The organism is Petrotoga sp. DB-2 (genome assembly GCF_054051725.1).
Genome location: NZ_JBSVZD010000093.1, coordinates 1 through 320 on the forward strand (window position 1 = coordinate 1; position 320 = coordinate 320).

Consider the following 320-nt stretch of genomic DNA (forward strand, 5'->3'; position numbering starts at 1 on the left):
ATAAACCAATTCAAAGAAGGAGACTTAACGGTAAACTTTGAAAGTAAAAGCAAAGACGAAATAGGGCAGATGGCCAATGCTCTATCAGAAATGAGTAAAGAATTGAGAAGATCCATGGGATCAATAAGGCAGGCATCAGACAAAGTAGAAAACGCATCAGAAAGTCTAACACAATCATCACAAGAAAGCAGAAAGAACTCAGAAGAACTCAAAACCCAGATGGACAAGATACAAACAAGTACGGAAGAAACAGCAGGAAACGTAGAAGAAGTAACCGCAGGGGTAGACGAAGTGGCAAAGGCGGCACAAGGTGTATCCCA

Annotated in this window: 1 protein-coding gene; it reads left to right on the plus strand. The window is 41.2% G+C overall.

Annotated elements, in window-relative coordinates; translation table 11 throughout:
* The coding region (locus ACW9JY_RS10590) for a HAMP domain-containing protein (RefSeq protein WP_457284338.1) at positions 1-320 on the plus strand (320 nt) is incomplete at both ends.